Annotated in this window: 23 protein-coding genes; 19 read left to right on the top strand and 4 right to left on the bottom strand. The window is 63.7% G+C overall.

Annotation, left to right across the window (positions count from 1 at the left end):
• Positions 1-30 precede the first annotated feature (30 nt).
• From AC54AG_RS01635 to AC54AG_RS01590, 10 genes are all read left to right on the top strand, one after another.
• Positions 31-1,029, top strand: a complete 999-nt coding sequence (locus AC54AG_RS01635; RefSeq protein ID WP_496629337.1) for a fumarylacetoacetate hydrolase family protein — start codon at positions 31-33, stop codon at positions 1,027-1,029.
• 259 nt (positions 1,030-1,288) lie between these two features.
• Positions 1,289-2,482: a flagellar biosynthesis protein FlhB gene (flhB, locus tag AC54AG_RS01630; RefSeq protein ID WP_034754106.1), complete on the top strand. Its 1,194-nt coding sequence runs from the start codon at positions 1,289-1,291 to the stop codon at positions 2,480-2,482.
• On the top strand, positions 2,479-4,575 hold the full coding sequence (gene flhA, locus AC54AG_RS01625; RefSeq protein WP_070303618.1) for a flagellar biosynthesis protein FlhA: 2,097 nt from the start codon (positions 2,479-2,481) through the stop codon (positions 4,573-4,575). Before flhB ends, flhA begins: the two co-directional genes overlap by 4 nt.
• A 305-nt stretch (positions 4,576-4,880) precedes the next feature.
• Positions 4,881-6,209 carry a flagellar biosynthesis GTPase FlhF gene (flhF, locus tag AC54AG_RS01620; RefSeq protein ID WP_034754102.1) on the top strand — a complete coding sequence of 443 codons (1,329 nt, stop codon included), beginning with the start codon at positions 4,881-4,883 and terminating at the stop codon, positions 6,207-6,209.
• Positions 6,202-7,065 (top strand): MinD/ParA family ATP-binding protein, encoded by an 864-nt coding sequence (locus AC54AG_RS01615; RefSeq protein ID WP_034754231.1) that lies wholly within the window; start codon positions 6,202-6,204, stop codon positions 7,063-7,065. The genes flhF and AC54AG_RS01615 overlap by 8 nt, the downstream gene beginning before the upstream one ends.
• A 45-nt stretch (positions 7,066-7,110) precedes the next feature.
• A complete protein-coding gene (locus AC54AG_RS01610) occupies positions 7,111-7,842 on the top strand; it encodes an RNA polymerase sigma factor FliA (protein WP_010400804.1) in 732 nt (243 codons plus the stop codon).
• Positions 7,824-8,570, top strand: a complete 747-nt coding sequence (locus AC54AG_RS01605) for a flagellar motor protein (RefSeq protein WP_034754098.1) — start codon at positions 7,824-7,826, stop codon at positions 8,568-8,570. The genes AC54AG_RS01610 and AC54AG_RS01605 overlap by 19 nt, the downstream gene beginning before the upstream one ends.
• Before the next feature lie 5 nt (positions 8,571-8,575).
• Positions 8,576-9,370, top strand: a complete 795-nt coding sequence (motD, locus tag AC54AG_RS01600; RefSeq protein ID WP_072455728.1) for a flagellar motor protein MotD — start codon at positions 8,576-8,578, stop codon at positions 9,368-9,370.
• A 64-nt stretch (positions 9,371-9,434) separates the two neighbouring features.
• Positions 9,435-9,797, top strand: a complete 363-nt coding sequence (locus tag AC54AG_RS01595; protein WP_034754096.1) for a translation initiation factor Sui1 — start codon at positions 9,435-9,437, stop codon at positions 9,795-9,797.
• 83 nt (positions 9,798-9,880) lie between these two features.
• Entirely contained in the window at positions 9,881-10,747 is an 867-nt protein-coding gene (locus AC54AG_RS01590) for a hypothetical protein (protein WP_496629336.1), read from the top strand.
• Positions 10,748-10,865: 118 nt separating this feature from the next.
• Here the strand turns inward: AC54AG_RS01590 and AC54AG_RS01585 are convergent, their stop codons facing one another.
• From AC54AG_RS01585 to flgA, 4 genes are all read right to left on the bottom strand, one after another.
• Positions 10,866-11,429 (bottom strand): FxDxF family PEP-CTERM protein, encoded by a 564-nt coding sequence (locus AC54AG_RS01585; RefSeq protein ID WP_072455392.1) that lies wholly within the window; start codon positions 11,427-11,429, stop codon positions 10,866-10,868.
• A gap of 400 nt (positions 11,430-11,829) precedes the next feature.
• The gene (locus tag AC54AG_RS01580) at positions 11,830-12,297 is read right to left on the bottom strand and encodes a flagella synthesis protein FlgN (RefSeq protein WP_070303619.1); all 468 of its coding nucleotides are present in this window, start codon (positions 12,295-12,297) and stop codon (positions 11,830-11,832) included.
• Between the two features lie 8 nt (positions 12,298-12,305).
• Complete coding sequence (gene flgM, locus AC54AG_RS01575; RefSeq protein WP_034787161.1) at positions 12,306-12,614, bottom strand: flagellar biosynthesis anti-sigma factor FlgM; 309 nt, start codon at positions 12,612-12,614, stop codon at positions 12,306-12,308.
• 111 nt (positions 12,615-12,725) lie between these two features.
• On the bottom strand, positions 12,726-13,421 hold the full coding sequence (gene flgA / locus AC54AG_RS01570) for a flagellar basal body P-ring formation chaperone FlgA (protein ID WP_496629335.1): 696 nt from the start codon (positions 13,419-13,421) through the stop codon (positions 12,726-12,728).
• A 191-nt stretch (positions 13,422-13,612) separates the two neighbouring features.
• Here flgA and flgB point away from each other — a divergent pair, with 191 nt between their 5' ends.
• From flgB to flgJ, 9 genes are all read left to right on the top strand, one after another.
• Positions 13,613-14,065: a flagellar basal body rod protein FlgB gene (gene flgB / locus AC54AG_RS01565; protein WP_034754084.1), complete on the top strand. Its 453-nt coding sequence runs from the start codon at positions 13,613-13,615 to the stop codon at positions 14,063-14,065.
• Positions 14,066-14,067: 2 nt separating this feature from the next.
• Positions 14,068-14,469 (top strand): flagellar basal body rod protein FlgC, encoded by a 402-nt coding sequence (gene flgC, locus AC54AG_RS01560; protein ID WP_034754081.1) that lies wholly within the window; start codon positions 14,068-14,070, stop codon positions 14,467-14,469.
• A gap of 15 nt (positions 14,470-14,484) precedes the next feature.
• Positions 14,485-15,183, top strand: coding sequence for a flagellar hook assembly protein FlgD (locus tag AC54AG_RS01555; protein WP_331778435.1), 699 nt, complete (start codon positions 14,485-14,487; stop codon positions 15,181-15,183).
• A gap of 54 nt (positions 15,184-15,237) precedes the next feature.
• Complete coding sequence (locus AC54AG_RS01550) at positions 15,238-16,785, top strand: flagellar hook protein FlgE (protein ID WP_034754076.1); 1,548 nt, start codon at positions 15,238-15,240, stop codon at positions 16,783-16,785.
• 58 nt (positions 16,786-16,843) lie between these two features.
• On the top strand, positions 16,844-17,587 hold the full coding sequence (locus AC54AG_RS01545; protein ID WP_034787153.1) for a flagellar basal body rod protein FlgF: 744 nt from the start codon (positions 16,844-16,846) through the stop codon (positions 17,585-17,587).
• 72 nt (positions 17,588-17,659) lie between these two features.
• Positions 17,660-18,442: a flagellar basal-body rod protein FlgG gene (gene flgG, locus AC54AG_RS01540; RefSeq protein ID WP_034754070.1), complete on the top strand. Its 783-nt coding sequence runs from the start codon at positions 17,660-17,662 to the stop codon at positions 18,440-18,442.
• A 50-nt stretch (positions 18,443-18,492) separates the two neighbouring features.
• Entirely contained in the window at positions 18,493-19,143 is a 651-nt protein-coding gene (locus AC54AG_RS01535) for a flagellar basal body L-ring protein FlgH (RefSeq protein ID WP_070303622.1), read from the top strand.
• Between the two features lie 2 nt (positions 19,144-19,145).
• Complete coding sequence (locus tag AC54AG_RS01530; protein WP_034754065.1) at positions 19,146-20,261, top strand: flagellar basal body P-ring protein FlgI; 1,116 nt, start codon at positions 19,146-19,148, stop codon at positions 20,259-20,261.
• Between the two features lie 10 nt (positions 20,262-20,271).
• The gene (gene flgJ / locus AC54AG_RS01525; RefSeq protein ID WP_496629334.1) at positions 20,272-21,198 is read left to right on the top strand and encodes a flagellar assembly peptidoglycan hydrolase FlgJ; all 927 of its coding nucleotides are present in this window, start codon (positions 20,272-20,274) and stop codon (positions 21,196-21,198) included.
• The last annotated feature ends 87 nt before the right edge of the window (positions 21,199-21,285 follow it).

Raw genomic sequence — 21,285 nt, 5'->3', positions numbered from 1 at the left:
ATTGCCTGCATTTGACGAAATTTCCCGCACATGAAATTAGCTACCCTGAACGATGGCACGCGCGATGGCCAGCTCGCTGTCGTCTCGCGCGACCTGAAAACGGCCCACCTGGCTGATGGCATCGCCTCGACCATGCAAGCGGCGCTCGACGACTGGAGTTTCATCGCGCCCCAGCTGGACTTGCTGTACCAGACCATCAATAGCGGCCGCGGCCATCGCGCCTTCGAGTTCGACCCGGCCAACTGCATGGCGCCCTTGCCGCGCAGCAGCCTGCGCGTGGCGGGCGCGTCCTACCTGCAGCAGATCGAGCGCGCCTGCAAGGCGGCGGGAATTGAGGCACCCGCCAATCTGCGCGATGCGCCAAGGATGTACCAGGGCGCCAGCGACGATTTCCTCGGCGCCCACGATGCCATCACCCTGGCGCACGAGCAGTGGGGCATCGATTACGAGGCCGGCATCGCCGCCATCACGGACGACGTGGCCATGGGCTCGACGCCGGATCAGGCCCACCTGAACATCAAGCTGTTGATGCTGGTCAACGACATTACCCTGCGCAACTTGGCGCCCGACGAACAGGCCGGCGGCTACGGCTTCCTGCAAGCGAAGCCGGCCATGGCTTGCTCGCCTGTCGCCATCACGCCCGACGAACTCGGTGACGCGTGGCGCGGCGGCAAGGTGCATTACGCCTTGCGCTGCAGCCTGAACGGCAAGTTGACGGGCCAGCCCCAGGCGGGCGCCGACATGGCGTTCAATTACCCGCAATTGCTGGCCCATCTGTGCCAGACGCGCAATGCGCGCGCCGGCAGCGTGGTCAGTGCGGGCGGCGTCGCCAACAAGGAAGTCAAGAAGGGATTTTCCAGTATCGTTGAGCGACGTAACCAGGAGATGATCGCCGATGGCGTCGCCAGCACGCCGTATCTGCTGTTTGGTGATGTTGTTCGCCTGGAAATGCTGGGTGACGACGGCAAGTCCTTGTTTGGCGCGATCGAACAGACGGTGAAGCAGGCGGAAGCGCGGAAAAATCGTTAGTGACCCGAGAAAATGGCCATGACTGCGTTGCAGTCCCTCGCCGTACTACTCGTACTGTCTTCGGGGCTGCGCCTTGTCCTGACCATTTTTCGGCCCCCTCTGAAATGGGCGCCTGCGGCGCCTTTAATATAGGCAAGGGAAAAGGAGGGCAATTGCCCCCCTTTTCCCTTGATGGCGTTGTGTTGATTGAACCGATAATGCTCCATGCCCAGTCCGTATTGCGCCTAGCCAGGCCGCAGGACTTCACCGGAGTTGATTGATGTCGGAAGACAGCGACGCAGAAAAGACCGAAGCCGCGTCACCGAAGCGCCTCGAGCAGGCGCGTGAGGAAGGCGACGTTCCGCGATCGCGTGAAGTGGCCACGTTTACGGTGTTGATGGCGTCCGGCTGCTGCCTGTGGTTTGCCGGCGACGCCATCGTGCGGCGGCTGACGGCTGTCATGGTTTCCGGGCTGACGCTGGACCGGGAGCAGATACTCAATCCCGACGCGATGATGTTGCGCATCGGCTATGACGTGGGCTCGGTCTTGCTGACCTGCCTGCCGTACGCCGCAGCCATCATGCTTGTCGCCCTGGCCTCGCCCGTGCTGGTGGGCGGCTGGCTGTTCAGCTCCAAGGCGTTTACTCCCAATTTTGGCAAGCTCAACCCGATTCGTGGCCTGGGCAATATGTTTTCAAAGAATGCGCTGGTGGAGCTGCTCAAGGCCATTGCCAAGACCCTCGTCGTTGGCGTCGTCGCCTGGATGGTGATGCAGCATCAAAAGGACGCCGTGCTGGGCCTGTCGGTGGAATCCTTGCGCGCCGGTTCGGCCCATCTGATCAGCCTGCTGATCACGGCCTTTTTGCTGATCGTCGGCGCCCTGGGCCTGATCGCCGCCATCGACGGTCCGTACCAGATGTGGCACTACGCTAACAAGATGAAAATGACCTTGCAGGAAGTCAAGCAAGAGTCGAAGGAGTCGGACGGCAATCCGCAGATCAAGGCGAAGATACGCCAGATGCAGCATGAAATGTCGCGCCGCCGCATGATGGCCGACGTGCCGACGGCCGACGTGGTGGTAACCAATCCTACGCACTACGCCGTGGCCTTGAAGTATGGCGAGAATTCGCGCGGCGCACCGCAGGTGGTGGCCAAGGGCATCGACGAAGTGGCGGCGAAGATCCGCGAACTGGCCGGCGAACACAAGGTCGCCATCCTGGAAGCGCCGGCCCTGGCGCGCGCGCTGTACAAGCACACGGACATCGGCGACGAGATTCCCGAGGCGCTGTACGGCGCCGTGGCCGAAGTGCTGGCCTACGTGTTCCAGCTGCGCAGCTACGGCAGCGGCCACGGCGAGCGCCCCGACAAGCCGAAAAAACTCGATGTCCCGCCCGAGCTCGACCCGCTCGACCCCGCATCGCAGACCAAACCCGCAGCAGACGCGGCAGACAAGAATAAAGGAAGCACACCATGAACGGCCTGACCATGCCAGCCTGGCTCAGCGGATTGAAAGGCAACGCCAGCAAAGGCCTTGCCGCGCCGATCATCATCATCATGCTGCTGGCGATGATGGTGCTGCCGCTGCCCGCCTTCATCCTCGACATCTTCTTCAGCTTCAATATCGCACTGTCCATCATCGTGCTGCTGACGGCGCTGTACACGGTCAAGCCGCTCGACTTCATGGCGTTCCCGACCATTTTGCTCGTGTCGACCATGCTGCGCCTGTCGCTGAACGTGGCGTCCACGCGCGTGGTGCTGACGGAAGGCCATACGGGTGCCGACGCGGCCGGTAAAGTGATTGAAGCGTTCGGTCACTTCCTGATCGGCGGCAACTTCACGGTCGGTATCGTGGTCTTCATTATTTTGACGATCATTAACTTTACCGTCGTGACCAAGGGTGCGGGCCGTATCGCCGAGGTGGGCGCCCGCTTCGCGCTGGACGCCATGCCTGGTAAACAGATGGCCATCGATGCCGACCTGAACGCCGGCCTGATCGGCGAAGACGAAGCGCGCCGCCGCCGCACGGAAGTGGCGCAGGAAGCGGAATTCTATGGCGCCATGGACGGTGCCAGCAAATACGTGCGCGGCGACGCCATCGCCGGCATCATGGTGACCGTCATCAATATCGTCGGCGGCTTGCTGGTGGGCTTGCTGCAGCATGACATGGGCTTTGCCGACGCACTCAAGAACTACACCTTGCTGGCCATCGGTGACGGCCTGGTGGCGCAGATTCCTTCGCTGATCATTTCCACGGCGGCCGGTATCGTTGTCTCGCGCGTGGCCAGCGAACAGGACATCGGCACCCAGCTGGTGGGCCAGCTGTTTGCGAAACCGCAAGTGCTGTATATTACCGCCGGCATCATCGGCGGCATGGGCTTGATCCCCGGCATGCCGAACATGGTCTTCATCCTGCTGGCCTCGCTGCTGGCCGGCTCCGCCTATTTGATCAGCAAGAAGCGCACGCAGGAAAAAGAAGCGGCCGAGAAACCGGCCGAAGCGCCGCAGGCGACCGTGGCGCCCGAGCAGGAAGAAGCCAGCTGGCAAGACATCATGCCCGTCGACACCCTGGGCCTGGAAGTCGGCTACCGCCTGATTCCCCTGGTCGACAAGACGCAGGGCGGCGAGTTGCTCAAGCGTATCAAGGGCATCCGCAAGAAATTCGCCCAGGAAGTGGGCTTCCTGGCGCCGCCCGTGCATATCCGCGACAACCTGGAATTGAAGCCGTCCGCCTACCGCATCACCTTGAAGGGCGTGGAAGTGGGCGTGGGCGAAGCGTTCAACGGCCAGTTCCTGGCGATTAACCCCGGCATGGCCAGCGGCACCTTGCCGGGCCTGGCCACGAGCGACCCCGCGTTCGGCTTGCCGGCTACCTGGATCGACGCCAGCCTGCGCGACCAGGCCCAATCGATGGGCTACACGGTCGTCGATGCGGGCACCGTAGTGGCCACGCACTTGAACCATTTGATCACCTCGCATGCGTCGGAGCTGCTGGGCCGCGCGGAAGTGCAGTCGCTGCTCGACCACCTGGGCAAGGATGCGCCGCGCCTGGTGGAAGACTTGGTGCCGAAGATGCTGTCGCTGTCGGCCCTGCAAAAAGTACTGCAGAACCTGCTGGCCGAAGGCGTGCACATCCGCGACATGCGCACCATCATCGAAACCCTGGCCGAGTACACGGTCAGCACGCAAGACCCGAACGAGCTGACGGCGCTGGTGCGCGTCTCCTTGGGTCGCGCCATCGTGCAGCAACTGTTCCCCGGCGCGGCCGAGCTGTCCGTGATGACGCTCGACAGCCGCCTGGAACGCCTGCTGATGCAAGCGATGGGCAATGGCGGCGACGGGGCCGGCATCGAGCCGGGCCTGGCCGACACCATCGCCCACCAGGCGGGCCTGGCTGCCCAGCAGCAGGAAGCGCTGGGCCTGACGCCGGTGCTGCTGGTGCCGGCGCCGCTGCGCGCCCTGCTGTCGCGCTTCCTGCGCCGCGCCTTGCCGCAACTCAAAGTACTGTCGCATGCGGAAGTGCCGGAAACCAAGACGATCCGCGTCACGGCGCTGGTGGGCGCGCAGTAGTTATCTTCATTAGCATCGGGGTCAGACCCCCGCTAGCGTTAGCGCGGAGCTTTGCGTTAGCGTCAGTGGGGGTCTGACCCCAGCAGTTGCTTTTGGTCAAAAAAAACATCAATTTCCTCCCGGCAAACTGAATAACGGGTACTTTCCCGTCCTGTTCCTTCGATCGTTTCCTGCAAGCATCGCTAATAATGGAAACTGTCCGAGTGATCTGTGTCCATGTGGAAGACAGCACTCAAGCAACAGGAGTCGATGATGGTCACACAGTTCAGCCAATATTGCGCCACCCCCGCCTTGGGAGGCCGGTCATGAATGTGAAGAAATTTACGGGCGCCTCGTCGCGCGATGCGCTGCGCAAGGTGCGCGAAGCGCTGGGCCCCGATGCCGTGATCCTGTCGAACCGCCAGGCCGATGGCGTGGTGGAAATCCTCGCGCTGGCCAATGACGATGCCGCTTCGCTGGCGTCGCCGCCGGCCGCGTCCGAAATGGCCCAGCCCCGTCCCCAGTTGCAGACCCAGTTCGCCACGCCGCAGCGTCCGGCCGCCCCGGCCCAGCGCCCGGCTGCGCCCCGTCCTGCCGCGCCGCGCCAGGCTGCCTCCGAGCCAGTGGACATGGCCCGCATGCAGCAGATGATGGCCAGCGCGCTGGCGCACGTCAAAGAGAACGCCGCCGCCGAGATGAGCGGCATGATGAATGAAATCCGCGCCATGCGCGGCATGATGGAAACCCAGCTGGCGGAAATTTCGTGGGGCTCGACGCAGCAGCGCGAGCCGCAAAAAGCCGTCGTGCTGCGCGAAATGCTGGCCGCCGGCTTTTCCGCCAGCCTGGCGCGCTATCTGATCGACAAGCTGCCCGCCGGCCTCGACGGTGCGCAAAGCATGCGCTGGATCAAGACCGTCCTCAGCCGCAACCTGAACACGGTGGCCAATGAAGACGCCATGCTGGAGCAGGGCGGCGTGTTTGCCCTGGTGGGCCCGACCGGTGTCGGCAAGACCACCAGCACGGCCAAGCTGGCGGCCCGCTGCGTGATGCGCCACGGCCCGGAAAAGCTGGCCCTGATCACCACCGATGCCTATCGTATCGGCGCGCATGAGCAACTGCGCATCTACGGCAAGATCCTCGGCGTGATGGTGCATTCCGTGAAGGATGAAGCGGACTTGCGCATCGCCTTGAAAGAATTGAAGAACAAGCACACGGTGCTGATCGATACGGTGGGCGTGAGCCAGCGCGACCAGATGGTGACGGAACAGGTGGCCATGCTGTCGGGCGCCGGCGCGGACGTGAAGCGTTTGCTGTGCCTGAACTCCACGGCGACCCAGGAAACCCTCAACGAAGTGGTGCGCGCCTATCAGGGCAGCGGCCTGGCCGGCTGCATCATGACCAAGCTCGATGAAGCGGCGTCGATCGGCAACGTGCTCGACGTGGTGATCCGCCAGAAGCTGAACCTGTTCTATGTGTCGAACGGCCAGCGCGTGCCGGAAGACCTGTACCTGGCCGACCGTGGCTACCTGATCGACCGTGCCTTCAAGCTCAAGCGCGACTCGGCGGCCACGCAGTTTTCCGATGCCGAACTGCCGCTCCTGATGGCACAGGCGGCCGCCCGCAACAATGAAGCGCGCGGGGTGCATCTTGGCTAATTTTGATTTCGACCAGGCTGAAGGCTTGCGCCGCATGCTGGCCGGCCCGCAGCCGCGCGTCATGACGTTCCTCTCGGCCACGCCGCAGGACGACAAGGGCGCCATGCTGGTCAACCTGGGTGCTTCGCTCGTCTATGGCGGCAATGACGTGCTGCTGCTCGACGCCAGCGGCGGCAGCGATGGCGTGGCCGCGCGCCTGGGACTGGCGCACGGCGCCAGCCTGCGCGACGTGGCGCGCCAGCAGTGCGGCTTGAACCAGGTCATCCACCAGGTGCCGCAAGGCTTTGGCGTGGCGAGCCTGGGCGCGCGCAACCATTTGATGGACAGCATGGACTATGCGGGCGAGGAGGAATTGCGCCGCCTGGGCAAGACTTTCGACGTGCTGGCGCGCCGGAGCGGCATCGTGCTGGTCGACGGCGTCGTGGCAGACGAGGGCGCCTGTTTCCCCGTGCCCTTGATGGCGTCGTCCGATATCGTCGTGCAAGTGTCGACCAGCGCCACCTCGATCAAGGCGGCGTACTGCCTGATCAAGCGCCTGAGCCAGGAACTGGGACGCCGTCCGTTCGGCATTCTCGTCACCGGCGCTTCCGAATCCGAAGCAAAAGTGGTATACGATAATATGGCACAGGCGGCGAGCCGTTACCTGGCCGTGAAGCTGACGTCGATGGGTTCGGTGCCTGCCGATGAGTATCTGCACCGCGCGGCGCGCCTGGGCCGCAGCGTGGTCGATGCGTTTCCGCTGGCCGGCGCCTCGGTGGCGTTTCGCGGACTGGCCGAGCGGCTGGCCCGTTCGGCGGCGCCCGTGCTCGGCGGCACCTTGTACCAGACGGGGAGCCCGCACCAGTTCAGCGCCTGAAGCCAACCGTAGCACCAGATAAGATGAGAAAACAATAAGCAGCCTATGTACACGGTCAAAGGGAAATCGAACAAGGACTATTTGCTGACGGAGCACATTCCGCTGGTGAAGCGTCTGGCGCACCATATGAAGGCGAAATTGCCGCCTTCGGTCGAGGTCGATGACCTGATCCAGGCCGGCATGATCGGCCTGCTCGATGCCATCAGCCGCTATGAAGAGACGCATGGCGCGCAGTTCGAGACGTATGCCGTGCTGCGCATCCGCGGCGCCATGCTCGACGAATTGCGCACCAGCGACTGGCTGCCGCGCAGCATGCGCCAGAACATGCGCAAGATCGAAGAGGCGATGAGCACCTTGCAGCAGCGCCTCGGCCATCCACCGACAGAGTCGGAAGTGGCGAAACTGCTCAAGATGTCGCTGGCCGACTACCAGGAAATGCTGGGCGACGGCGGCGGCCACCAGCTCGTGTACTACGAAGACTTTCATGACCCGGACGGCAATGACAGCTTCCTCGACCGCCATTGCGTGGACGAGGACAGCGACCCCTTGCGTTCCCTGCTCGATACCGATTTCCGGCAATCCGTGATCGATGCCATCGACGCGCTGCCACCACGCGAGAAAATACTCATGGGCCTGTATTACGAAGAAGAGCTGAACCTGAAGGAGATCGGCGCGGTGATGGGCGTATCCGAATCGCGCGTCTCGCAGCTGCATACCCAGGCCGTCGCGCGCCTGCGCGCAACCTTGAGGGAGCAGGCGTGGACTGGTCCAGCGTAATCGGGCTGGCGCTGGCGCTGGCTGGCCTGTTGGTCGGCCAGGCACTGGAAGGCGGCAAGATGGCCTCCCTGCTGCAGCCGGCCGCCTTTGCCATCGTGGTCATCGGCACTTTCGGCGCCGTGCTGCTGCAAACGCGGCTGCGCACTTTCGTGCGCGGCCTGGAAATGCTGCGCTGGGTCTTCCTGCCGCCAGCCGACACGCGCGCCGCGCTGGCGCGCGATATCGGGCAATGGAGCTTGACGGCGCGCCGCGACGGCCCGCTGGCGCTCGAGCGCCTGATGGAAAACACGGCCGACCGCTTCAACGCCAAGGGCTTGCGGATGATCGTGGACGGCATCGCGCCGGACAAGCTGCGCCAGCTGCTCGACGTGGAAATCTCCGCCTACGAAATGGCGGAGCGCCAGGCCGTCAAGGTGTGGGAGTCGGCGGCCGGCTATTCGCCCACCATCGGTATTCTGGGCGCCGTGCTGGGCCTGATCCACGTGATGGAAAACCTCACCGACCCAAGTAAATTAGGCAGCGGCATCGCCGTGGCGTTTGTCTCGACCATCTACGGCGTGGGCCTGGCCAACCTGCTGTTCCTGCCGGTGGCGAATAAACTCAAGGCCATCGTTTCGCGCCGCGTGCTGCAGTACGAAATCACGGCCGCCGTGCTGTACGACATCGCCACGGGCGACCACACGCGCATCATCGAAGAGCGCGTTTCCAGCCTGCTGCACGAGCACTGACCATGATGCGGCGCGCGCGCAGGAAGTATGACGAGGAACCGGACAACCAGGACCGCTGGCTGATCTCGTACGCCGACTTCATCACCCTGCTGTTCGCGTTCTTTGTCGTCATGTACGCCATTTCGCAAGTCAACGAAGGCAAGTACCGCGTCTTCCAGAACGCCATCGGCCAGGCCTTCAGCCTGGAAAAGGGCGCGCCGCCCATCATCATGGAAGCGCCGCAAGCGATCCCGCTGCCGAACCCTGCTCTGAAACGCCGCACGGAAGCCATCCGCCGCGAGCGTGAACACATGACGCGCCTGGCGCAGGACTTGACGTCGACCCTGGCGCCGCTGGTCAAGGAAGGCAAGGTGCGGGTCACGCAAACGAGCCGCGGCGTGAGCGTGGAAATCAATGCCAGCGTGCTGTTCGACCCGGGCGCGGCGCGCCTGACGGCTGAGTCGGACCAGGCCCTGCGCGCCGTCGCCGTGCTGCTCAAGGACGATACGCACGACGTGCAGGTGGAAGGGCATACGGACGTGCAGCCGATCAGCAATTCCAACTTTGCCTCGAACTGGGAATTGTCGGCCGCGCGCGCCAGCGCCGTGGTGCGCCTGTTCATTGCCAGCGGCGTCAAGGCGTCGCGCCTGACGGCCGTCGGTCACGCCGACAATATCCCCGTGGCGCCCAATGAAACGGCGGAAGGGCGCGCGCGCAACCGCCGGGTCGCCGTGACGATCCTCTCGGGCATCCCGGAAACGGTGACGGAAGTGCCGACAGCGCCCGTGGCGCCGGCACCGGCACCTGCTCCGGCCAACTGACGGTCGTCAACTGCGGGCCGCCGCTTGGTACAATCGCGGCCTTCTTTCTTTTTATTTCTCCATCATGAAAAGCAGCTCCCAGGGCGGTCTCGTCTATTCCACCGAAACGGGCCGCATGTGTCCGGCCTGCCGCCAGCCGCTGGCGCAATGCGCGTGCAAGGCGCAAGCCAAGGCGGCGCCGGCGGGCGACGGCGTGGTGCGCGTGTCGCGCCAGACCAAGGGCCGCGGCGGCAAGAGCGTCACCGTGGTCAAGGGCTTGCCGCTGGACGCCATCGCGCTGGCCCTGCTGGGCAAGCAGCTGCGCACGCAGTGCGGCTCGGGCGGCACGGTCAAGGATGGCGTGATCGAAGTGCAGGGCGACCATGTCGACACCATTCTTGCCGCGCTGACCAGGCTGGGCCACCAGCCGAAAAAGGCTGGCGGCTAGCCGGGGCGCGTGCGAGCGGAGGCGTGCGGCCCGCTGCCGTGCGCCTGTGGTAACGTGCATTTCCTTTTTATGCATTACCTCATATGAATAACAAACTGACCGGTATCGCCATCGCCGCTGCCATCGCGGCAGTGCTGGCGGTCGTGTACTGGCCCGCGCCCGATGGCGGCGCACCGGACACTGCCGCCACTGCCGCCACTGCCGCCGCCAGCGCGCCGCCGGGGCGCAGCCTGGCATCGTATTTGAATATCGATGCCACCCCGGCCGCCGATGCCGCGCCCGTTGTCGTGTCCCTGGCGCAGCGGCTCGAGCGCCTGGCCTCCAGCGGCAAGCCGGAAGACGCGTATGCGGCCTACAACCTGATCGACGACTGCATCGTTTTCCAGCGCGAAAGCCGCTTGCCGGGGATGGAATTCGAGCTGGGACGCGAGATGACGGCGGAAGAAAAAGCAGCCCAGCAGCAGTTGTGCGCGGGCATGACGCAGCGCCAGCGCGAGGATCGCCTCGGCTACCTGGCCACTGCCGCGCAAGGCGGCGTGCCGGGCGCGGCCACCCTGTTCCTGTCGGAAGGCCCGTTCGGCGACCGCAGCGCGCTGCGCAACCGTCCCGACGATCCGCTGGTGCAGGCCTGGAAGCGGCAAGCGATCGCCCAGCTGACGGCACAGGCGGACGCGGCGGAACTGACCAGCGTGTCGACCCTGATGATGGCTTACCTGCGCGATGGCGACGTGGTGCAGAAGGACGCGCCGCAAGCGTATGGCTACCTGCTGGCCCTGCGCATGGTCTACAACGACATCCTCACGCCAGGCACGACGAACCCTTACCAGGATGAATACTGGCACTGGCTGCAAAACGAGCTGACGCCGGAACAGCAGGCCGCCGCCCTCAGCAAGGCGAATGGCATCGCCGCGAAATTCCGCCAGCATACGGGCCGGCCCGCGCACGGTTGAGTGCGTAGGCCTGCCCCTGCCTGGGCTGGCCCGTGCAGAGGCCAGCCCGTGCGTGGAACCGCTGCGCCTGCCCCGTGTCTGCCAGCTACGGCAGTGCTTGCAGGCGCCCCGATGCCGATCAGGCAGCCATCTTGCGGCGCCGTATGCTATACCCGATCAGGCCCAGTCCCGCCAGCAGCATGCCATAGGTTTCCGGTTCCGGTACGGCCGTGGTGATGGAAATGTCCAGCACGGAATCACGCACGCCGATGCCGCTTGCCACCAAGGTGTAGGTGCCAGGTCCCAGCAGGCCGTCGAAGGTCGAATGGGCAAACGCGCCCAGCACGCCGGTGAAGGTATCCGATTGCACCAGGTTATTGCTGGAGTCGAACAGGTCAATGTTGACGCCAGTCAGGCGGGGACCGAAGTCGTTGGCGCCCGTGACCAGCCAGGCCGCGTTGCCCGTGAACGACTGCACGCCGGCGCCGACCGTAAACGTGGTCGTTTGCAGCAGCGAGCCGCGCTCCGTCGTGAAGGTGTCGACGAACAAGGTGTCTTGCGCCAGCAGCGGCGTGGCCACCACGGCGGTCGATACGAGGTGGTTATAGAACACGGCTTGCGTTTCGGCCTGCGCGACCGGCGCCAGCAGGGTGCAGCCGAGCAGCAGCGCCGCGCCAGCCTTGCTTACTGAGAGAGAGTTCATATCATGCTCCTGTGTACTTGCGATTGAGGTGGTGTGCGTCGTGGCGCAGCGCAAAAGCGCAGGCTGGGGCGTGAAATGGATCAGCTATGCCTGCGGGAACGAAGTTCGTGTCGGCGAGGAAAGTCCCACCTGGAGATGTACGGCGTACGCCAGGGATTAGCATATAGTCATCACCTGTCTCAAGTTTGAGCATGCTCAAACGTGCGGCGTCAAAAAGGGCTTGTGTTGTTTCTGCGTGCGGTGTTGTGGGGGGAATGCGGACGCGCTGGCACCGCCGCAGTCTCCCTGGAGGGAGCGACACGGCGATGATGTTCTCGATGGCAGCCGTATGGGTGCCGCTGCTCGGGACGGCGTCAGGCGTGCAGCAATGGCTTCTTGCTGGGGTGAAACGGGAAGACGCTTAGCCGATGACGACGCGCCGGCTGGCCGGGTTCGACATCGGTTGGCCACTGGGGCCGTAGAAATTGCCGCTTTGGGCCGTGGGGCGCATGGCGTTCAGGGCGCCTTGCGTGTGCAGCATGTGTTTGTTGACCAGCAGGCTGTTCAGCCGGTTCTGTTCCTTCGCTTCGCGCGTCGTCTCGAGCAGGGCTTTCCACAGGGGCGCCGCCTCGGCTTCGCTGGCGCTGACCAGCCAGTCTTCCATGCCCGCTTCGGCGGCGGTAAAACCTGCTGCCGCCAGCGCCTGGTGGCGTTGCGCCGCCAATTGGCTCAATTGTCCTACGAGTGCCGTCTTGCGCACCGTGAGCTCCGTGATTGCATCGATGTCAGCGGCAACCAGATGCCGCTGTTCTTCTTTCATCAATGCCAGCAATGTGGTCATGAGCTGTTGCTCGTCGCGCAGGCTGGAAAACGGAGTCACTGATTGCATGAGGGAACCTATCTATTTCGTGAGTGCAGCAAGTCCTTGACTGTGTCGAGGAGACCGTCCGCCACTTTTTCAGAGTTGACCTGGAACTGGCCGTCGGCGATCGCCAGCTTGATGCGTTCGACTTTTTTCGTGTCGAACACGGCGCCGCTGCCGGCAGTTGCACTGGCCGCTAATGCCTGTCCTTGTGGCGACAGGCGTACATTGTCCGACGTCGTCGGTGTTGCCTGGGCTTTCTCGGCATTCCGGGCGCCGGAGGTACTCGCGGGCGCCACCGGCAGGCCGGGATTGCTTTTAATGGTGTTATCGGTAATTTTCACAGCGTGATCCTCGTCTGGTCGAAGTCAAAAAACTCCGGGATATGTGTCATTATCGGCACCTTCTTCCGAAACTTTAGTGCGCCAGACCACAATATCGCTGTCCATCCGGGTTTAAAAGGCGACCTCCACCAAGCCGCCCGGGCGCGCCACGCCGCTGATCTGCTGCCCGCTCTGCGTGCGCACCTGCACCGTCTGGCCATCGCCTGCGCTGCCGATGGCGCGTCCTTCTGATGCCACCTGGAAACCGTTGCCACTGGAAACGACACGCACCAGCTGGCCCTGCATCACCACCGGCTTGCGGCGCAGGGTGTCGAGGCGCATCGGCGTGCCTGGTGGCAAGGAAATATTCGTGCTCGCCCCTACTACCTGGGCCATGTCCGTGGCGATACCTGCCGGCAATGCGGCCAGGTCGCCCTGCATCGTCACCAGCTGGCTGGCGTCGATGGCTTGTCCTTGCGCCAGCGGCACGGCGCTGGCCACGTAGTCGCCCACGACGGCCACGTTCGCCTGCAAATAGATAGTCCAGCTGGAGGGCGCCGTGCAGCGTACGCCGACGGTGGTCTTGCCCCAGGCGCGCGCGCCTGGTGCCATGAACGCTTGCGGCGCGGGGCAGGCGGCCAGGTTCAGGCGCGGATCGACGGCGCCGACGGTGATGGTCACCTTGCCCGGCAAGCCATTGCTTTGCACTTGCAGGAATTGTTCCACGCTGTTGCGCAGCGCTTCCGGCGTTTGCCGGCCGGCGTTTTGCGCCTGGGCCAGCAGTGGCAGGGCGGCAAGAGCGAAGAGGAAAGCAAGCGGTGTTTTCATGGTGGTAGGCCTCTGGAATACTGCCATGATAGTGGGCGAGGCCCTGTTCGAAGCGCCGATTAAGGGGTAAAAGTACGGTCTGATCCGGCGATGGTCTTGCTGGTGGGCACCGTACTATGTTTCCTGTCATCACTATACCGCCATCCTTCCGCCATCTCGGGCGCCAGTGGCAGATCTTTCCGGAGCCTGACATGATAGGGAAACTCGACGATTACATGCGCTTCAACGAGACGGCGCTGAGCCTGCGCTCGACGCGCCAGGAATTGCTCGCCTCGAATATCGCCAATGCCGACACGCCCAACTACAAGGCGCGCGATGTCGATTTCGCCGCCGCCCTGAAGGGCGCGATGGCGCGCAAGGATGGCGTGCCGCCGGCCCTGAAGGGCACGGCGCCACAGCATATGCCGGGCAAGGGCGTGGCTGCCGCAGCGGGCGCGGCCGGCGGCGGCAAGGTCGAGACCCTGGCCGACGGCACGCCGCTGCTGTACCGCGCGCCTGCCCAGGGCGCCGTCGATGGCAACACGGTCGACATGGACCTCGAGCGCAATGCCTTTGCCGACAACGCCATCCGCTACGAGGCGGCCGTGACGTTCCTCAACTCGCAGATCAAGGGCATGCTGACGGCCATCCAGGGAGGACAATAATCATGTCGCTATTTAATATCTTCAATGTTTCCGGTTCAGCCATGAGCGCCCAGGCGCAGCGCTTGAACACGGTGGCCAGCAACCTGGCCAATGCCGACAGCGCCACCAGCGCCACGGGCGAAGCCTACCGCGCCAAGCAGGTGGTGTTCGAAGCCGTGCCGATGGCCAACGGCGCCACGGCCGTCAAGGTGCAGAAGGTGATCGAAGACCCGTCGCCGATGAAGCTGGTCTACGACCCGAAGAACCCGCTGGCCGATGAAAAGGGCTACGTCACCATGCCCAACGTGAATACGGTCGACGAGATGGTCAACATGCTGTCGGCTTCGCGTTCGTACCAGACCAACGTGGAAACCATGAACGCGGCCAAGTCGCTGCTCCTGAAAACCCTCACCATCGGCCAATAAGGCTGACTGACCATTATGGCAACCATCGATACCAGCACCGCCACCGTCACCGACCTGATGGCGACAATGAATCCGAAGAAGAACTCGGCCGCGAAAGGCAGCGTCGAGGAAGAAACGAACAAATTCCTGACCCTGCTGGTGACCCAGCTGCAAAACCAGGATCCGATGAACCCGCTGGACAATGCACAGCTGACGAGCCAGCTCGCCCAGCTGTCCACGGTGACGGGCGTCAACAAGCTCAATACCACCCTGGAAACGCTCAAGACCAGCTACCAGCAAGCCGAATCGATGCAGGCGGCCAATATCATCGGCCATGGCGTGTTGACGGCAGGCAAGAACATCAACTTGACCAAGAGCGCGGCCCTGCTGGGCGTGGACCTGGCGACGCCGGCCGACAAGGTCAAGGTCATCATCTACAACAGTACGGGCAAGGAAGTCCATTCCATCGACCTGGGCCCGCAGGACGCGGGTACCTTGCCGCTGGGCTGGAACGGCTCCACGGCCGAGCTCGACAAGGATGGCAAGAACATCGTGCTGCCTGACGGCGCCTACACGTTTTCGGTGGAAGCCACGCGCGGCGGCGCCAAGCTGACCGACGCGGCGGCGCTGATGTTCGGCTCGGTTGCCAGCGTGTCGACGGGCGCGGGTGGCGTGAAATTGAACGTGCCAGGCGTGGGCAGCATCACCATGGCCGATGTGAAGCAGATTTTGTAAGCCGCTCATTTGTAGCGTAGACCCTCTACCCCTAATTTATACCAGGAGAACACAATGTCTTTCCAACAAGGCCTGAGCGGCTTGAACGGCGCCGCCAAATCGCTGGACGTCATCGGCAACAACATCGCCAACTCGGCCACCGTGGGTTTCAAGCAATCGCAGGCGCAGTTCGCCGACATCTATGCCAACTCGCTGTATGGCGTGGGCGGCAACCAGCCCGGTATCGGCGTATCCGTGTCGCAAGTGGCGCAGCTGTTCAACCAGGGTAACCTGGAGAGCTCGTCCAATCCGCTCGACATCGCCATCAATGGCGGCGGTTTCTTTCGCACCAGCGTGAACGGCGCCATCCAGTATTCGCGCAACGGCCAGTTCCAGGTCGACAAGAGCGGCTTCATCATCAATGCGCAGAAAGCCCAGCTGACCGGCTATCCGGCCGATGCGAACGGCAAGATCCTGGCCGGCGCCACCGTGCCGCTGCAGATCGACCCGTCCGACATGGCGCCGCAGGCGACCACCAAGGTCGATACCCAGGTCAACCTCGATTCCAACTCGGCCATGCCGACCGTGGTGCCGTTCAGCGTGGGCGAGCAAAAATCGTGGACCAAGCAATTCCCCGTGCCCGTCTTCGATTCACTGGGCAATGCGCACACCATGTCCAATTTCTACGTCAAGACGGGCACCAATACGTGGGATGTCTACACGGCCACTGACGGCAAGGAAATCACCAGCGCGAAAGTAGCGTCCGCGGCGCAGACCGATGCCGCCTCGCTGGCTGCGCGCGCCGCCTACCAGGCCGCCGTCACGGCCGTGCCGCTGGTACCGGCCAATATCACGGCCGCCGCCGTCGCCTACGGCAATGCGGCCGGCGCCGCCGTGCGCACCGCCGCCGCCGCGGCCGGCGCCAGCCCCGCTCAGCTGGCCGCCATCAGCGCCACCTTTGGCAGCGCCGTGCCCAATGGCGTCAATTCCAGCCTGACGCCAGACCAGATCGACACCAATATTTCCTCGGTGACGGAGGTGCCCGCCGTGAAGTCGGCTTCGCTGGTGTTCAACAGCGTCGGCAGCCTGGACAAGGCCGCCATGCTGGGCCTGACGCCGCCGCAAACCTTGCCGGTGACGGTGAACCTGCCCGTTTTCCCCGCCACGGGCGCGAACGCGAACCTGGCGATCAAGGTCGACTTCACCAATTCCACCCAGCTCAGCTCGTCCACCAGCGAAAAGCGCACCGTGGCCGATGGCTATGCGGCCGGCCAGCTGAGCCGTTTCGTCGTCGGTTCCGATGGCGTGATCCAGGGCCAGTACAACAATGGCAAGACGCGCGACCTGGGCCAGGTGGTGCTGACCAACTTTTCCAATCCGAATGGCCTCGAACCGCTGGGTAACAATGCGTGGGCGGAAAGCTCGACCTCGGGCAGCCCCATGACGGGCGAGCCGAGCTCGGGCAACCTGGGCGACTTGCGCGCCTCGGCCGTGGAAGTGTCGAACGTGGACTTGACGGCGGAACTGGTCAACATGATCACGGCCCAGCGCGCCTACCAGGCGAATGCGCAAACCATCAAGACGCAGGATTCCGTTTTACAGACCCTCGTCAACCTGCGTTAAGAGTAAGGGGAGCCGTCCTCGGACGGCTCCCCGCTTTCGTTTTGCACGGAGAAAACACATGGACCGTCTCATCTACACCGCCGGCTCGGGCGCCAAGCATATCCTCGACAAGCAGGCGACTACGGCGAACAACCTGGCGAACGCCACCAGCACGGGTTTCCGTGCCCAGCTCGACTCGTTCCGCGCCGTGCCCGTGGTGGCCGACGGCATGATGCCGACGCGCGCCTTTGTCGTCGATTCGACGGTCGGTTCCGATTTCACGCAAGGGCCGATGCAGCACACGGGCCGCGCGCTCGACGTGGCCGTGGAAAACGGCGGCTGGATCGCCGTGCAGTCGGCCGACGGTTCCGAAGCCTACACGCGCAACGGCGCCTTGAAGCTCAATGAAAACGGCATGCTGCAAACGCAGTCGGGCCTGATGGTGCAGGGCGATACGGGCCCCATGGCCATTCCGCCCGGCGTGACGGTGGCCATCGCCAGCGACGGCACGGTGGGCACGATTTCCACGGACGTGCCGCCAGGCCCGTCGACGGTGCTGGGACGCATCAAGCTGGTCAACCCGCCCGAGCAGCAACTGGTGCGCGGCGACGACGGCCTGTTCCGCCTCAAGGATGGCACGGTGGCGCAGGCCGACCAGGCCGTCAAGCTGACCACCGGTGCGCTCGAGGGCAGCAATGTCAGCCCCGTCGACTCCATGGTCAGCATGATCGCCCTGGCGCGCCAGTTCGAAACGCAAATGAGCTTGTTGAAGAATGCCGAGAATAACGCGGCGAAAGCCACCCAGATCCTCGCTTTGAATTGATGGGGGCCACCGCATAATGGTCACATAGAAATAGTCTACAGAGCTGACTAGCGCTGTTATTGGAGAAAAATCATGATTCGTTCCCTTTGGATTGCCAAAACCGGCCTGGAAGCGCAGCAGACGCAGATGGACGTGATCGCCAATAACCTGGCCAACGTCAGCACCACGGGCTTCAAGAAGTCGCGCGCCGTGTTTGAAGACTTGCTGTATCAAAATGTGCGCCAGCCGGGCGCGCAATCGTCGCAGCAAACCCAGCTGCCATCGGGCTTGCAGATCGGCACGGGCGTACGCACCGTGGCCACCGAACGCATCCATACGCAGGGCAATCCCCAGGCATCGGGCAATTCGCGCGACGTGATGGTCAACGGCACGGGCTTTTTCCAGGTGCTGATGCCGGACGGCGCTACCGCCTACACGCGCGACGGCTCATTCCAGACGGACGCCAACGGCCAGCTCGTCACCTCCGAAGGTTTCGTCATCCAGCCCGCCATCACCGTGCCGACCAATGCGCTGAGCCTGACCGTGGCGCGCGACGGCACCGTGTCCGTCACCTTGCCCGACACCGTGGCGCCATCGCAGATCGGCTCGCTGCAACTGACCACCTTCGTCAATCCGGCCGGCCTGGAATCGAAGGGCGAAAACCTGTACATGGAAACGGGCGCCTCGGGCGTGGCGCAAACCAACACCCCGGGCACCAACGGTGCCGGCGTGCTGATGCAGGGCTATATCGAGACGTCGAACGTCAACGTGGCCGAGGAAATGGTCAACATGATCCAGACGCAGCGCGCCTACGAGATCAACAGCAAGGCCATCACCACATCCGATCAAATGCTGCAGAAATTGTCGCAACTTTAATTTTCATAGTCGTCATGCCATCCGCCGCCGGATGGCAGCGGAGGTTCGCCATGCAATACCCCATCATCGCTTTGTTCTCCGCAGTCCTGCTGTCCGGCTGCGCCATCACGCCTACGTCCATCGTGCAATATCCGACCACCACGCGCGCGCCGATGCCGGAACCCGTGGTCGCCAACAATGGCTCCATCTACCAGCCGTCGACCTACCGCCCCGCCTTCGAAGACCGCCGCGCGCGCCACGTGGGCGACACCATGACGATCGCCATCACCGAGCGCACGAATGCCGTCAAGGCGGGCGCCAGTTCCGGCAACAAGTCGGGCAGCGTGGGCTTCAGCACGCCGGGCATGCTGCAGGGCCGCCTGGGCGGCACCGTCTCGGCGAGTGGCGCGACGAAATTTGCCGATGGCGACAACCAGTCCGCCAGCAACACGTTTTCCGGCGTGATCGGCGTGACGGTGATTGAAGTGCTGCCGAACGGCAACCTGATCGTCGCTGGCGAAAAACAGATCGCCATGAACAAGGGCACGGAATTCATCCGCTTCTCGGGCATGGTCAATCCGGACACCATCGGCACGGGCAACGTCGTGCCGTCGACCCAGGTGGCCGACGCGCGCGTCGAATACCGCACCAACAGCCAGATCGACCGCGCTGAAATGGCCTCGATGGCGTCGCGCTTCTTCCTCAGCCTGCTGCCGTTCTGATCATGGCAACGATTACTTTCCCCCGCTTTTTAGTCATCTGCGGCCTGGCTGCTTCCCTGCTGGCGCCCGTGGCGCAGGCCGAGCGTATCAAGGACCTGGCCAGCATCGCCGGCGTGCGCCAGAATCAGCTGATGGGCTATGGCCTCGTCGTCGGCCTCGACGGCAGCGGCGACCAGACCACGCAAACCCCATTTACCATCCAGAGCGTGGCGGCGATGTTGCAGCAGCAAGGTATCAACTTGCCGCAAGGCACGAGCTTGCAATTGAAAAACGTGGCCGCCGTAATGGTGACGACGGCCTTGCCCGCGTTTGCCCAGCCGGGCCAGCTGCTCGACGTGACGGTGTCGTCGATGGGCAATGCGAAAAGCTTGCGCGGCGGCACCTTGCTGATGACCCCATTGAAGGGCGCCGATGGCCAGGTGTACGGCATGGCGCAGGGCAATGTGCTGGTGGGCGGCGTGGGCGCGCAGGCGGCCGGCAGCTCCGTTGTCATCAACCACCTGAGCGTGGGACGCATCTCGGGCGGCGCGACCGTCGAGCGCACCGTGCCTTCGGCGCTGGGCGCCAACAATACGATCCGCCTGGAATTGAACGCCACCGATTTCGCCACCGCCAGCCGCGTGGTCGATGCCATCAACAGCCGCTACGGCGCTGGCACGGCCGCCGCGCTCGATGGCCGCGTGATCCAGGTGCAGTCGCCGGGCGGCAGCGACCAGCGCGTGTCCTTCCTGGGCCAGCTGGAAAGCATCGAAGTCAATCCGGCCCGCCTGGCGGCCAAGGTCATCATGAATGCGCGCACCGGTTCCGTCGTGATGAACCAGTCCGTGACCCTGGAAACGTGCGCCATTTCGCACGGCAACCTGTCCGTCACCATCAATGTCGAGCCGCAGGTGAGCCAGCCGGCTCCCTTGTCGGGCGGGCGCACGGTAGTCACGCAGACGGCGCAGATCGATATCAAGAAGGAACCGGGCAAGGTCATGCTGGTCAAGGGCGGCGCCTCGCTGTCCGAGGTGGTGAAAGCCTTGAACGCCATCGGCGCCTCGCCGCAAGACTTGCTGGCCATCCTGCAGGCGATGAAGGCGGCCGGTTCGCTGCGCGCCGAACTTGAAATCATTTGATGGACACGCCATGATCAGCCAAACCGACCTCAGCAATACCGCCGCCTATGACGTCAAGGGCATGGATGGCTTGCGCCAGTCCGCCAAGGCGAAGGACCCCGCCGCCCTGAAAGAGGCGGCCACGCAATTCGAAGCCATGTTCATCAACATGATGATGAAAAGCATGCGCGAAGCGACGCCGCAGGACGGCATCATGGATAGCCAGCAAAGCAAGATGTACACCTCGATGCTGGACCAGCAGACGAGCCAGAACCTGGCCAAGCGCGGCACGGGCCTGGCGGACGTGCTGATCCGCCAGTTGTCGTCGTCGAACCAGGCACTGGCCGCCGATGGCACTGAAGCGCCGTCGCCCCGTTCGTCGAGCATGGCGCAGGCGCTGGCCGCCTTCCGCCAGCAGCAGGGCGCACTCACCGAGGGCGCGAGCGGCGCCACCGGCACCGGCAAGACCCTGAGCGACAAGGCCAACGCCACGCAGGCGCCGCACGTGCGCGCCTTCCAGGAAAAGCTGGGCGTGCATGCGGAAGAAGCGAGCCGCGCCACCGGCATCCCGGCCAAGTTCATGCTGGGCCAGGCGGCGCTGGAAACGGGCTGGGGCAAGCGCGAAATCATCGCCCGCGACGGCAGCAGCAGCCACAACCTGTTCGGCATCAAGGCGTCCAGCGACTGGAAGGGCAAGGTCACGGAAGCCGTCACCACGGAATATGTGAATGGCAAGGCGCAGCGCAAGGTGGAGAAATTCCGCGCCTACGACAGCTATGCGGACAGCTTCAAGGATTATGCGCAGTTGATTACCAACAACAAGCGCTACGAAAAAGTACTGGCCAGCGCGGGCGACGCCAGTACGTTCGCCCACGGCTTGCAAAAGGCCGGCTACGCGACGGACCCGAATTACGCTGCCAAATTGACAAAAATTATCAAGAATTCGCTGGTCGGCTAGCAACCCGCCGTGCTCCCGTGCAGGCCGCGCGCTTCAAGTTTTCGCCGCGGCTGCCGTAAATACATTTGACGGTAACCAATAAGACAC

This window comes from Janthinobacterium sp. BCJ23, assembly GCF_059617945.1.
The sequence above is the reverse complement of the archived record's forward strand: the minus strand, read 5'-3'. Positions and strand labels throughout refer to the sequence as shown.

Excerpts from the sequence above, each read along its gene's own strand:
- AC54AG_RS01535 (WP_070303622.1), top strand. The coding sequence starts at position 18,493 with ATGCAATACCCCATCATCGCTTTGTTCTCCGCAGTCCTGCTGTCCGGC.
- AC54AG_RS01585 (WP_072455392.1), bottom strand. The coding sequence starts at position 11,429 with ATGAACTCTCTCTCAGTAAGCAAGGCTGGCGCGGCGCTGCTGCTCGGC.
- AC54AG_RS01545 (WP_034787153.1), top strand. The coding sequence starts at position 16,844 with ATGGACCGTCTCATCTACACCGCCGGCTCGGGCGCCAAGCATATCCTC.
- flhF (WP_034754102.1), top strand. The coding sequence starts at position 4,881 with ATGAATGTGAAGAAATTTACGGGCGCCTCGTCGCGCGATGCGCTGCGC.
- AC54AG_RS01590 (WP_496629336.1), top strand. The coding sequence starts at position 9,881 with ATGAATAACAAACTGACCGGTATCGCCATCGCCGCTGCCATCGCGGCA.
- flhB (WP_034754106.1), top strand. The coding sequence starts at position 1,289 with ATGTCGGAAGACAGCGACGCAGAAAAGACCGAAGCCGCGTCACCGAAG.
- AC54AG_RS01595 (WP_034754096.1), top strand. The coding sequence starts at position 9,435 with ATGAAAAGCAGCTCCCAGGGCGGTCTCGTCTATTCCACCGAAACGGGC.
- AC54AG_RS01550 (WP_034754076.1), top strand. The coding sequence starts at position 15,238 with ATGTCTTTCCAACAAGGCCTGAGCGGCTTGAACGGCGCCGCCAAATCG.
- flgB (WP_034754084.1), top strand. The coding sequence starts at position 13,613 with ATGATAGGGAAACTCGACGATTACATGCGCTTCAACGAGACGGCGCTG.
- flgC (WP_034754081.1), top strand. The coding sequence starts at position 14,068 with ATGTCGCTATTTAATATCTTCAATGTTTCCGGTTCAGCCATGAGCGCC.
- flgJ (WP_496629334.1), top strand. The coding sequence starts at position 20,272 with ATGATCAGCCAAACCGACCTCAGCAATACCGCCGCCTATGACGTCAAG.
- AC54AG_RS01530 (WP_034754065.1), top strand. The coding sequence starts at position 19,146 with ATGGCAACGATTACTTTCCCCCGCTTTTTAGTCATCTGCGGCCTGGCT.
- flgG (WP_034754070.1), top strand. The coding sequence starts at position 17,660 with ATGATTCGTTCCCTTTGGATTGCCAAAACCGGCCTGGAAGCGCAGCAG.
- AC54AG_RS01610 (WP_010400804.1), top strand. The coding sequence starts at position 7,111 with ATGTACACGGTCAAAGGGAAATCGAACAAGGACTATTTGCTGACGGAG.
- AC54AG_RS01635 (WP_496629337.1), top strand. The coding sequence starts at position 31 with ATGAAATTAGCTACCCTGAACGATGGCACGCGCGATGGCCAGCTCGCT.
- flgA (WP_496629335.1), bottom strand. The coding sequence starts at position 13,421 with ATGAAAACACCGCTTGCTTTCCTCTTCGCTCTTGCCGCCCTGCCACTG.
- AC54AG_RS01555 (WP_331778435.1), top strand. The coding sequence starts at position 14,485 with ATGGCAACCATCGATACCAGCACCGCCACCGTCACCGACCTGATGGCG.
- AC54AG_RS01580 (WP_070303619.1), bottom strand. The coding sequence starts at position 12,297 with ATGCAATCAGTGACTCCGTTTTCCAGCCTGCGCGACGAGCAACAGCTC.
- motD (WP_072455728.1), top strand. The coding sequence starts at position 8,576 with ATGCGGCGCGCGCGCAGGAAGTATGACGAGGAACCGGACAACCAGGAC.
- flhA (WP_070303618.1), top strand. The coding sequence starts at position 2,479 with ATGAACGGCCTGACCATGCCAGCCTGGCTCAGCGGATTGAAAGGCAAC.